Below are 10,795 nucleotides of genomic sequence, written 5' to 3'. Positions count from 1 at the left end.
GCTCACCACGAACGGATAAATACGAATAAATTCAATACACGCTCCGTTCGCCCTGAGCCCTGAGCTTGCCGAAGGGTCGAAGGGTAAACTAAGTGTTTTTCAACAACCTGTTAGTGATGAAGGGCCGCTGCAGGACAAAGGAAGGGACATTGCAGGATGAGGGTCATGGCGTCACGTCTTTCGTGCCGCATTCTGCAAAGCAGGAAGGGTTTTATTTAACCTGTTTATGGTACTGGATGTTGACTTCATAGTCAATGCTGGCGTGTCCGAAGGTATGGTTCATGCCGTGACAGTAGACCTTTCCCTTTGTTGTCTTCTTGTGGGATTTAGCCAGCCCTGCAACCACAGGCGCCAGATCGAAACCGCCGCCCGTGCACCCATCCTCCATGCATTTCATGTGAAAACCGGCGTAATTATCGGGTAAGAAGCTGAGCGTGCGCTCCATCAGTACCGGCTGCAAACCACGCTGGTAATACGTCATGTGAAATTCGATCTTCGAAACCTGGGCATATCGTTCGGAAACCAGGCCAAGGGCCACCAGGGCAATTCTCTCCAACTCCAGTTTTTGCTTATAACTCTGTCTGTAGTGCACGTTTCTCCTTCAGGGTACTCCGTTAGAGTACAAATGCTCCCGTTGTCGGTTTTCTCTAACGGGGCAAAAGACAAAAGCCCGCGAACTGATGCAGGATTCACGATGATGATTCAGAATGGCCTGTTGTGACAGCCAGGGAATAGAAAAAAAACAGGCCCTGACATGATCAGGGCCTGCGAAGGTATAAACCTTTGTTTAGAGCTTTACAACGTTGGCTGCTTTGGGGCCTTTGGGTGAGTCGACAACGTCGAACTGCACTTGCTGGCCTTCGGCCAACGACTTAAAGCCGCTGTCCTGGATGTCTCCGAAATGAACGAAAACATCGCCGCCGGTCTCACGGGTAATGAAACCAAATCCCTTGGCATCATTGAACCACTTTACTGAACCTGTCTCCATGATGAGCTACCTCCTTCTTGTGAAATTGAAGCGACGGAAAAGGACAAAAAAAATGCCGCAAAGTCTATCTGTCTTTGCGGTTTCCCTACAAGAACATCCGGAACTTCTTGTCAGGATAATGCCCCTTCTGTGCCGGAATGTCAACAGTTATTTTGTCCCTTTCGTGTTTTTGTTGAAAACACAGTACAACGCGAGTTCATTCTCGAAGTGCAACGCTTAATGCCGCAACCTCCAATGGTGGTTATATAACCGCGATACTTTCTCGGGATACGGTTAAACAGTATTCGATCCGAGCTAGTTGCTCTGGAGCAATCTTACTGAAGTCGGTCCCTCTTGGCGAACACTAACAAAAAGAAAAAACTTCTATTTCGGTTGATTTCACAACCAAATAAATGATACAGTTACACTATCAAAGATACTAACGTGAGAAAGAGGTATTGGTCATGCCTGTCTGGATCGTTGCCGTACAATGGGTTTCACGCGCCATTCTTCTGTTGCTGTTCATTCTGTCGATCTGGTCCGTGGCGACCATGCTCCGCTGTTTCCGCTTACTGCAAAAGGCGGACGGGACGTCCAAGGGCGGAAATAATGACTTGGATCGGGCCTCCCAATTGATCGAAACGCACCAATGGGCTCCGTTTAGGGAATGGGCGTCGCACGGCGACACGCTGCATGCCGGTACTGCGCGGGTGATCTTGCAGACAACCCCGAACGACACGTCCCAGGTCGACCGGGCGGTAAAAAGCTATCTCAGCCTCGAGCGCAGCCGTCTCGAGGAGGGGCTCACGATCCTGGCAACGCTGGGATCGAATGCGCCCTTTATCGGACTCTTCGGCACCGTGCTCGGGGTCATCCAGTCCTTCGGCGCGCTGGGCGCGCACCGGACCGACGCGGCCGATATCATGGCCGGCATCTCCGAGGCCCTGATCGCGACGGCATTCGGGTTGTTCGTGGCCATCCCCGCCGTTGTGGCGTTCAACGTTTTTTCAAAAAAATTGAAGAGCATTATCGTCAAGTCCGAGGCGCTCAAAGATCTCTATCTTTCCAAAATACAGGGAGGTCAGTGATCATGGCATCCGATCTTTATCCATCAGGCTCCGAAGACGACAGCGGGCCCATATCCGCCATCAATGTGACCCCCTTCGTCGATGTCGTGCTGGTGCTGCTGGTCATCTTCATGGTCACCGCGCCCATGCTGATGCAGGACAGCATCGGCATCCATCTTCCCAAGGCATCGAGTTCGGACAAAAAACTTATTTCAAAGATGGGAGTGGCGGTCACCCGGCAGGGACAGATCCTGCTGAACGGTGTTCTTGCATCTCCGGAAACGATTTCTGCCCGCGTCAAAGAGGCGCTGGCAAAGGACCCCGAGACCCAGGCCCTCATCAGCGCCGATGGGGACGCGAGACACGCTGATGTTGTCCGGGCGATCGATCTCATTAAATCAGCAGGAATGAACCGCTTTGCAATACAGATCGAAAAACAATAACGCCATTGCCCTGGACGATCCATGGGTGATATCGTCCGCACTCCACGGCATCCTGCTCTTCTCGATCGCGGCCATGCTTCTTGTCGGCCAGCATCGGAAACCGGTAGAGGTGGACATCCAGATACTGGAGGCGCCGAAGGTCGCCCAGCTGCCGATCCGCGTGATCGAGCCGAAGGTCCAGCCGCGGAAATCGCAGGGCCGTGAAGTCTTCGGCATCAGCCCCCGATCGGTCACGTCCGAGCAGGGGGTAGACGTAAAAGCCGGGAATACCGTGGCCAAGGCCCCTGACGAGGAGATATTGAAACCCGGCGATGCTGATCTGCTTCCCGTCCCTTCGGAAGATTACCTGGTCACGAGCATGCCTGTCTTGAAGGCTGAAGTGCGGGTCCTTTACCCTCCGGTATCAAGAAAACAGGGGATTCAGGGCGCCGTCATCATGGACCTGCTGATCGACGAGTCGGGAAAGGTCCGTGAGGTGACCCTTATCGGGGGCCCTCATACTGAACTGAACACGGCGGCAATGGCGGCGGCAAGGGGTTTTCAGTTCACGCCGGCAATGATCCAGCAGAAGCCGGTGGCCGTTCGCATCCGGTACACCTATCGATTCGTCCTGGAGCGATAACAGGAGCAGATATCAATGGACCAGTCCTTGCGTCGAAACAATCGTATGGTTCACCTTCTCATATCGCGCATCATCGGAATGCTGGGTCTTGCCCTTCTTGCTGTCTGTCTTGCTCAGACGGATGGTGCAGCTGAAGAAACTCCGCTCCCAACGCCCGTATCCGAACTGAGCTCAACGCTGAGCACAACACTAAGCTCATCCCTCAGTTCAACGATCAGCTCAACGCCGACCCAAACGGTTACGATCACCGGTTCCCTCCTGGAACGCGGGACAAAACGTCCGCTACCTTCGGTCAACGTCTTCTGTTTCCCGGCGTCATATCCCGACGCACCGATCAAAGTCATCACCGACAGGGCAGGTAAATTTTCAATCGATGTCCCCGAAGGCAGAATGAAATGGGTGATATCAATATCGGGGTATAATCGCCTGGAGCTTGAAGATGAACAGCAGGCCGGAACGCCCGGCAAGCCCCGCCTTTTATATCTCGAGAAGAAGACCTACCTGACCTATGAAACGACGGTATATGGGGAAACCGAAAAAAGGGATGATAAGACCAGGTCACTCGATCAGGCGCAATTTGCCACGGTGCCGGGCGCGGGCGGCGATCCGATCAAGGCTGTCCAGAACCTTCCGGGCGTGAACCGTCCGGGGGCGTTCAGTTCCCAGATCATCATCGAAGGTTCCTCGCCGAACGATACGCGCTATAACCTGGACAATCAGCCCATTCCGATCATCTTTCATTTCGGCGGGCTCTCCTCGGTCGTCATGTCGGAAGCCGTGGACCACGTTGATTATCTTTCCGCGGGCTTCGGGCCCGAGTTCGGCCAGACCATCGCCGGGCTCGTGAATCTGACGGTGAAGGACCCGCAAACAGACCGTACCCACGGCTTTGTGTATGCCGACACCATGAATGCCGGCGGGATGGTGGAGGGGCCGATCAATGATCATTCGTCCTATCTGTTCGGGATGAGACAAAGCTATATCGGTTATGTGCTGGGCGCAGTCGTCGGCAACGATAACAAGAATTTTAATTTAACGGCAGTCCCGGAGTTCAGGGATATCCTTTTTGAATACAAGAACCAGGTGTCGACGGAGGATACGTTCAAGCTCGTCACGATCGGGTCGCAGGACACCTTCGCGTTTCTGCTGAAGCAGCCCGTGGACCAGGACCCCGCCATCCGGGGGAATTTCAAGCTCGATACGAAGTTCTTCCGCGTCATTCCCGAGTGGACGCACCGCTTCAGCCCTGATGCGATCGGCCGGATCAGTCTCGGCATGGGCAAGGACTGGGTGCTTTTCGATCTGGGGGACTATTATGTTCATAACGATCAGACGGCGCTTTCCGGCAGGGCGGAGATCGAGAACCAGCTGGGCAGTTCCTGGAAAAGCTATCTGGGCGCGGATTTTCTGTATAACCGGACAACCGTCAAGTATCAGCTGCCGATCGTTTACAGCCAGGGAGGCATCTCAAGTCCCATCGGATCGGGCGATGTCGCCGTGGTCTCCAAAAGATATGAGTCCGACGTTGCCGGACTGTATTGGAGGAACGTTTTTCATCAACAGGATTCACGATGGAGCTTCATTCCCGGCGTGCGGGTAAGCTGGTTTAACCTGACGGACGAGGTCCTGCCGGAACCGCGTGTCGGCATTCGTTACGCCCTCGACCATGGCCTGACGCTGCGGGCCGCGTCCGGCCTCTATAATCAGGCCCCGGCGGTACAGACCCTCGACAAGACCTACGGAAATCCCGACCTCACGTCACAGCGGGCTGTGCACTATACGGCCGGATTCGAAAAAGATTTCCGTGAAGGATCGGCGAGCGGCTGGTCCCTTTCGAACGATTTTTTCTACAAGCATGTTTACGATCTCGTGGCGCGCACGACAGCCATGGTAAGCCCGTCGCGGCCGCAGTATTACGACAACTCCGGATACGGTCACATCTACGGTCTGGAGTTCATGGGGAAGTATAAATCTTCACAATGGCAGGGCTGGATCGCTTACACGCTTTCCCGAAGCAGGCGGGGAGACGCGCTGACGCCGGAAACCATTTCTCAATATGACCAGACCCATTTGCTCACGGCGGTAGCCGAAAGGGAGCTTGGCCGGAACTGGATGGTCTCGGCCCGCGTGCGCTACACAACAGGCAATCCCTATACGCCCATTATCGGCGCCGCCTACGACGTCAACAGCGATCTCTACGTTCCGGCCCGGGGAGATATCTATTCCGCGCGCATGGGCGCTTTTTTCCAGGCTGATCTGCGCTTCGACAAGAAATGGGTGTATGACCGGCGGATCATGACCGGTTACCTCGACATTCAAAATATTACGAACCAACAAAACCCTCAGGAGATCCGGTATTCGTATGACTATCAGCAGTCGGAAAAGATCACGGGGCTGCCGATTTATCCGACGCTCGGGATAAAGCTGGAGTTTTGATTCGGGTAGTGTTAAAAGTTCTATGAAAAGCATGGGGGCATTAATGAAAGAGTGTCTCCCGCGAAACGTCATTCCCGCGAAGGCGGGAATCCAGGATTTTTGAACAACAAGCTTGCCACATGGTAATGATCATGAAACAATTCTTTGTTTATGTTCTGTGTAGCAAACGAAACGGCACACTCTATACGGGCGTGACATCTAACTTAATTAAACGAGTTTACGAACACAGAAACAATTTTGCAGACGGTTTTACAAAGAAATACGACGTTCATCGTTTGGTTTGGTATGAGGTGCATGGAGCTGCGGAAACAGCCATTCCCCGCGAGAAGCAGATAAAGAAATGGAACCGACAATGGAAGCTGGACTTGATCGAGCAAAGTAATCCGGAATGGAAGGATTTGTATGACGAGTTAGTGAATATTCCTGGATTCCCGCTGAAGCCTGCCCCAGCAAGAGTCAAGCAGGGGCGGGAATGACGATAAGAAATTCTAAGAAACTTTTGACTTTACGTTGATCCATACAGGGAGTTCCGATATGAAGATAGTTGCAACACGATTTCTACTTGCGCTTATCGTGGCTTTTGTGACGACGCAGTGCGGCAATGAAGACAACATGCCGAAATACCAGGCACTCGGCGAACTGCGCATCTTGACGGTCGTCGCGAGCGCTCCCGAGGCCAATCCCGGAGACACAGTAACGTTCACACCGGTCCTGAGCGATCTCAACGGCAATGGCCGGACGATCAATTATGCGGTCCAGGCGTGCATCGATCCGGGCGTGGGCAACGGGGCAGCCCGGAGTGCCCAAATCCCGATCCCACAAGTATTCAGACCGGAACCGCTACGATCCCCGCAGGCGCAAGCCGGACGTATACCGGTCCGGTTACGCAGTTCTCCCTGACCATGCCGGATGCGAATACCATATTTTTGAATAGAAGCATTGTGGACCAGTACAACGGAGTGATCTACCTTGTGCAGTATAATATCAGCGTCCCAAACGGTCCGGCCATCAACTCCTTTCTGAGGGTCTTCGTGTCGACCACTGCGAAACCGCAGAAGAACCAGAATCCATCGATCGCGTCAGTAGATCTCAACGGCAGTCCTGTTCCCGACACGATCCCGATGCCGACCTCAGACGCGAATTTTCGTGTCGTTTCGGCGGAGAGTTCCTCAGAGGCCTACCAGGACATGCAACGCGACGGGAGTTTCGTGACGCGCACCGAGGAAATGCTCAATACCTGGTTCGTTTCCGACGGGGAGTTCGATTACAGCAGAACGATCGGGAGTACCGAGAATTTATGGGCCCCTCCCGGATCAAAACCCGCGGATCGAGGCGTTGTGATCATGGTCATCACGAGAGACGGGCGGGGAGGGGCCGTGTTTCAGAAAGTTGAAATGAATTAATGCGGAGAGCATCTAGGAAAGTGTTGCGTAGCGCGTGCAACAATGTCCCCCGGTGTGTCCCCTGTAAGTATCAGTCCATTCGGAAACAGCAAAGGGGCGTCAAATGAATCAGATGATTGAAGAAAGTACGGTAATTGACATAAGGGGTTTATGCTGACTCCCCCCTATCCTGGCGGTCGTCGGGAAACTCAAAACCATGAAAGAAAACGACATCGCACTGGTTGTCTCTGACAAGGAGTCCATGCTTAACGATATTCCCGCTATTTGCGATCAAGTTGGATGTGAACTTTTAAAAACAGTTAGAATGAAAGATCTCATGTTGTTTTTAATAAAGAACAAAAAATGGACATAGCGAGAGCAGAAACATGGGGGGACTATAGGATGTCCCCTATATCCTTTTCATGTGAAATTTACAATCCATATTAAAAGGCCCCTAAAGGAACCCTAAAAACTCCTTCCTGAACTCGTAGATGTTTACATTCTTCTGCACAACCTGAATCAAATAAACACACACACCGGCACATTCATCAATCAAGAACTACGCTCCCGGCGTTGGGCCCTTCTTCGGCGCCTCCTCGTTGTTCTCTTCCTTCTTTTCCTTTTTTTCCTCGCCCTTGTCGTCCGCCTTCAGCTTCTTCGACATTTCCTTCAGCCGTTTGTCCACCAGGAAGTTGATGGATCCCTGCGGCCAGGTCCAGTCCACCTGACGCTCGCCGGCCGGAAGTCCGGTCAGGACCTCCAGCGCCTCATTCACGGTCTTGACGGCGTAGACCCGGAATTTGCCGTCCTTCACTGCATCCACCACTTCCTTCTTGAGCATCAGGTTCTTCTTGTTCAACTCCGGAATGATCACACCCTGGTCGCCGGTGAGTCCGCGGTTCTTGCATACGGCAAAGAACCCTTCGATCTTTTCGTTCACCCCGCCGATGGGCTGGATCTCGCCCTTCTGATTGATCGAGCCGGTGATGGCAAGGTTCTGCTTCACCGGCACCTCGGCGATGCCTGAGATGAGCGCGACAGCCTCCGCGGCAGAGGCGCTGTCGCCCTCCACCTCGCCGTAGCTCTGCTCAAAGGCAAGGGTGGCGGAGATTGAGAGCGTCTTGTCCTGCGCGTAGGTTCCTCCGAGATAGCCGGAGAGGATGAGCACCCCCTTGTTGTAGATGCGGCCCGAGAGCTTGGCCTCGCGCTCGATGTCGATGACCCCGGCCTTGCCGAGATAGACCCGGCTGGTGATGCGCGACGGTTTGCCGAAGGAAAAATCTCCGATATCGTACACGGACAGCCCGTTCACCTGCGCGACCACGTTGCCGGAGAGATCGACCATCAGTGTTCCCTCGGCGAACAGCTCCTGGATGCGCTCATCGATCAAATTCGCCCGGTAGACCTTTTCGTCCAATGCCTTGTCCACGTGTTCACCCGTCACCACGCCGCTCCCTGCCTGTGTTGCCCAGTACGACGACTCGCGCACCAGGTCCGACAGTTCGCTGAAACGGAGCGAGAGCTTGTTCTGTTTTCCACCAAGACGCACGGCATGGTTCACGACGCCGGCGACCGCGATCCGGTCAAAGGGGAGCAGACCGTCTTTTTTGACCATGGCGCCGACAAAGTTCGCGTAACGCATCTTTTCATCAGTCGAACTCGCGGTTTGGGTGTCGAAATCGGATTTGACCTTGAAGATGTCCCGGAAGTCTTCGTCATAGTAATAGAGGAGGTAGTAGAGCCAGGGGCTGCCGAGCATGATGAGCTTGAGCGAGACCGGGATGGGTTCGGCCTTGAGGCCTCCCGTGGAAATGCCGTAGAGCTCGGCCAGGTCCTCGACCTTCACCTCGTTCTTCTTGATGACCCGTTTGAGCGCGTCCCAGGAAAAGGGGCTGCGGAGGACATCGAGCGCGTTCAGGATCAGGTAGCCGCCGTTCGCCTGGAGCAGCGAGCCCGACCGGATCATGGTAAAGTTCGTGTAGATCGCGCCGAACCTCGCCTTGCGCTCGATACGGCCGACCAGGTTGTTGTACGTCGGATTGGCTTCTTCAATTACCGGACCGCCTTTGGTCTCGGCGTTGTCCACGATCACGTTCACCTTGTAGTGTTCGAGGAAGCTCCCCTTGTCCATGCCCTCGATCGGGAACGGCAGCTCCTGCGTCTGGCCCAGGAACTCGCGCAGATTATTCAGGACATCTTCCTCGACCTCCACAAGATACTCCGGAATGCGGGGATTGACGCGGTACCGCTCTTTCAGATCATCGAGATGGTGCCCCATGGAGAAATGCGCGACGTGCTGGTTGAGCTCATGCACTTTTTCGCGCGACTCTTTATCGAGCAGGCGCGCCTTGGACAGAAAATCGCGGACCCCGGTATCCACCTTTTTTTCATGTTCCTCAAGTTCGTGCCGCTGCTCGGGTGAGAGGGTCTCAAGCTCCTGGGGCGTCATCGGCTTGCCCTTCCACATCGGGACCTTGACGATGCCGGTGCGGGTGATCGTCAACTGATACCCCAGTTCGAGCGCGCTTCTGCCGGCATCGGCAAACAGGACCTCCTTAGCCTTCTCCGCCTCGTCCACGATGCGCGATTTCTGTTCTTCGTATTCCTTGGACTCGAAGACCTTGGGGATCTCGCTCTGCATGAACTCGATGAACTTCTCGACATCGCGCCTGAACTCGCGGCCCTTGCCCGGCGGCAGTTTGATCGCCCGCGGTCGGTCGGGGTCCTTGAAGTTGTTGACATAGCACCAGTCATCGGGGACCGGCCGGTCCAGGGAGATCCGCTTGACGATGGATCTGGCAATGGAGTTCCTGCCCGTGCCCGGGACGCCGGACACGAAGATATTGTACCCGTGATTTTTGATGGAGATGCCGAACTCGATCGCCTTCACCGCCCGAGTCTGGCCGATGACCTCGTCCCTGAGCGAGAGCTCGGCAGTGGTATTAAACGGAAATTCCGCCGGATCGCAGATGTGCCGGAGTTCGGCTGCGGGTATTTCCAGGTTTTTGATGTCCACAGGATCCTCCTTCTTTCGTACAACGTAATATCAAAGCCCTTCACCACAGAGGACGCAGAGGTAAATCAAGATCTTTGAGTCTTGGTCTTCACGCGGAATATATGTTGAGCTTTTCTCTGCGAACTCTGCACCTCAGCGTGGCCCGCTTAATCGGCCATTGCGAGAAAATTTCATGCCGTTTTGAGAAGAATTTTATTCCCAAGTAAAGTGTAGGTGCTATGCGGTACATTGTCAAGGGAAGCGCCTAATTGAAAGTATATGAGTAATGACTGTACAAACATATTGAAAGTACCATCATAGTGTGTTACATTTAACATTGTCAGGGGATGAAGGAAACTATACATGCCGACCGTTCTAAGGATTGGATCGCATCGTTTTTTCTTTTATGCAGGCGATAAAGATGAACCGAGACATATTCACGTTGAGCGGGACGACAACGCAGCAAAATTCTGGCTTGAACCGATAATGCTTCACAGCAGCAGCGGCTTCAACCGGATTGAAATCAGCCGCATTCAGAAAATGATTGAAGAAAATCATACGCGGCTCGTGGAGGCATGGAATGACTACTTCGGCGGTTGAAATGGCGGTTCCAAATGCAGAACGCATAATGATGACTGAGGACACGCTGAGTGTCGATCTGAGCGACGGCAGGACGATCTCCGTGCCACTGGCCTGGTTTCCGCGGCTTTTACATGCGACGCCGGCGGAGAAAAAGAATTGGCGATTGATCGGAAAAGGACAGGGTGTTCACTGGGAAGATATTGATGAGGACATCAGCGTTGAAGGTCTGCTTGCCGGCAGGCGATCCGGTGAAAGCCAGAATTCTTTCAAAAAATGGTTGGAACGGAAGACCGCCCGTTAA

13 protein-coding genes are annotated in these 10,795 nt (G+C 53.8%); 10 read left to right on the top strand and 3 right to left on the bottom strand.

What is annotated here, in order from left to right:
- Positions 1 to 211: 211 nt before the first annotated feature.
- Together M0R70_10290 and M0R70_10285 are read right to left on the bottom strand one after the other, a co-directional pair.
- On the bottom strand, positions 212 to 592 hold the full coding sequence (locus M0R70_10290; protein ID MCK9419756.1) for a hypothetical protein: 381 nt from the start codon (positions 590 to 592) through the stop codon (positions 212 to 214).
- Positions 593 to 787: 195 nt separating this feature from the next.
- Entirely contained in the window at positions 788 to 988 is a 201-nt protein-coding gene (locus tag M0R70_10285) for a cold-shock protein (GenBank protein ID MCK9419755.1), read from the bottom strand.
- A gap of 443 nt (positions 989 to 1,431) precedes the next feature.
- Between M0R70_10285 and M0R70_10280 the strand changes: the two genes are divergently transcribed.
- The 8 genes from M0R70_10280 (at position 1,432) to M0R70_10245 (ending at position 7,290) form a co-directional block, all read left to right on the top strand.
- Positions 1,432 to 2,055 carry a MotA/TolQ/ExbB proton channel family protein gene (locus M0R70_10280; GenBank protein ID MCK9419754.1) on the top strand — a complete coding sequence of 208 codons (624 nt, stop codon included), beginning with the start codon at positions 1,432 to 1,434 and terminating at the stop codon, positions 2,053 to 2,055.
- 2 nt (positions 2,056 to 2,057) lie between these two features.
- Entirely contained in the window at positions 2,058 to 2,477 is a 420-nt protein-coding gene (locus M0R70_10275) for a biopolymer transporter ExbD (protein MCK9419753.1), read from the top strand.
- Entirely contained in the window at positions 2,452 to 3,099 is a 648-nt protein-coding gene (locus M0R70_10270) for a TonB family protein (GenBank protein ID MCK9419752.1), read from the top strand. Before M0R70_10275 ends, M0R70_10270 begins: the two co-directional genes overlap by 26 nt.
- Before the next feature lie 45 nt (positions 3,100 to 3,144).
- Positions 3,145 to 5,535: a TonB-dependent receptor plug domain-containing protein gene (locus M0R70_10265; protein ID MCK9419751.1), complete on the top strand. Its 2,391-nt coding sequence runs from the start codon at positions 3,145 to 3,147 to the stop codon at positions 5,533 to 5,535.
- Between the two features lie 131 nt (positions 5,536 to 5,666).
- The gene (locus M0R70_10260; protein MCK9419750.1) at positions 5,667 to 6,011 is read left to right on the top strand and encodes a GIY-YIG nuclease family protein; all 345 of its coding nucleotides are present in this window, start codon (positions 5,667 to 5,669) and stop codon (positions 6,009 to 6,011) included.
- Positions 6,012 to 6,069: 58 nt separating this feature from the next.
- A complete protein-coding gene (locus M0R70_10255; protein ID MCK9419749.1) occupies positions 6,070 to 6,435 on the top strand; it encodes a hypothetical protein in 366 nt (121 codons plus the stop codon).
- Between the two features lie 26 nt (positions 6,436 to 6,461).
- Entirely contained in the window at positions 6,462 to 6,938 is a 477-nt protein-coding gene (locus tag M0R70_10250; protein MCK9419748.1) for a hypothetical protein, read from the top strand.
- Positions 6,939 to 7,134: 196 nt separating this feature from the next.
- Positions 7,135 to 7,290, top strand: coding sequence for a hypothetical protein (locus M0R70_10245; protein ID MCK9419747.1), 156 nt, complete (start codon positions 7,135 to 7,137; stop codon positions 7,288 to 7,290).
- Positions 7,291 to 7,476: 186 nt separating this feature from the next.
- Here the strand turns inward: M0R70_10245 and M0R70_10240 are convergent, their stop codons facing one another.
- Positions 7,477 to 9,933, bottom strand: coding sequence for an AAA family ATPase (locus M0R70_10240; protein ID MCK9419746.1), 2,457 nt, complete (start codon positions 9,931 to 9,933; stop codon positions 7,477 to 7,479).
- Between the two features lie 342 nt (positions 9,934 to 10,275).
- Here M0R70_10240 and M0R70_10235 point away from each other — a divergent pair, with 342 nt between their 5' ends.
- Together M0R70_10235 and M0R70_10230 are read left to right on the top strand one after the other, a co-directional pair.
- Positions 10,276 to 10,512 (top strand): DUF4160 domain-containing protein, encoded by a 237-nt coding sequence (locus tag M0R70_10235; protein MCK9419745.1) that lies wholly within the window; start codon positions 10,276 to 10,278, stop codon positions 10,510 to 10,512.
- The gene (locus M0R70_10230; GenBank protein MCK9419744.1) at positions 10,493 to 10,795 is read left to right on the top strand and encodes a DUF2442 domain-containing protein; all 303 of its coding nucleotides are present in this window, start codon (positions 10,493 to 10,495) and stop codon (positions 10,793 to 10,795) included. Before M0R70_10235 ends, M0R70_10230 begins: the two co-directional genes overlap by 20 nt.

The organism is Nitrospirota bacterium (assembly GCA_023229435.1).
In the GTDB taxonomy this organism is placed as follows: domain Bacteria; phylum Nitrospirota; class UBA9217; order UBA9217; family UBA9217; genus JALNZF01.
The sequence above is the reverse complement of the archived record's forward strand: the minus strand, read 5'-3'. Positions and strand labels throughout refer to the sequence as shown.

Excerpts from the sequence above, each read along its gene's own strand:
- M0R70_10265 (MCK9419751.1), top strand. The coding sequence starts at position 3,145 with ATGGTTCACCTTCTCATATCGCGCATCATCGGAATGCTGGGTCTTGCC.
- M0R70_10280 (MCK9419754.1), top strand. The coding sequence starts at position 1,432 with ATGCCTGTCTGGATCGTTGCCGTACAATGGGTTTCACGCGCCATTCTT.
- M0R70_10230 (MCK9419744.1), top strand. The coding sequence starts at position 10,493 with ATGACTACTTCGGCGGTTGAAATGGCGGTTCCAAATGCAGAACGCATA.
- M0R70_10285 (MCK9419755.1), bottom strand. The coding sequence starts at position 988 with ATGGAGACAGGTTCAGTAAAGTGGTTCAATGATGCCAAGGGATTTGGT.
- M0R70_10260 (MCK9419750.1), top strand. The coding sequence starts at position 5,667 with ATGAAACAATTCTTTGTTTATGTTCTGTGTAGCAAACGAAACGGCACA.
- M0R70_10255 (MCK9419749.1), top strand. The coding sequence starts at position 6,070 with ATGAAGATAGTTGCAACACGATTTCTACTTGCGCTTATCGTGGCTTTT.
- M0R70_10235 (MCK9419745.1), top strand. The coding sequence starts at position 10,276 with ATGCCGACCGTTCTAAGGATTGGATCGCATCGTTTTTTCTTTTATGCA.
- M0R70_10245 (MCK9419747.1), top strand. The coding sequence starts at position 7,135 with ATGAAAGAAAACGACATCGCACTGGTTGTCTCTGACAAGGAGTCCATG.
- M0R70_10275 (MCK9419753.1), top strand. The coding sequence starts at position 2,058 with ATGGCATCCGATCTTTATCCATCAGGCTCCGAAGACGACAGCGGGCCC.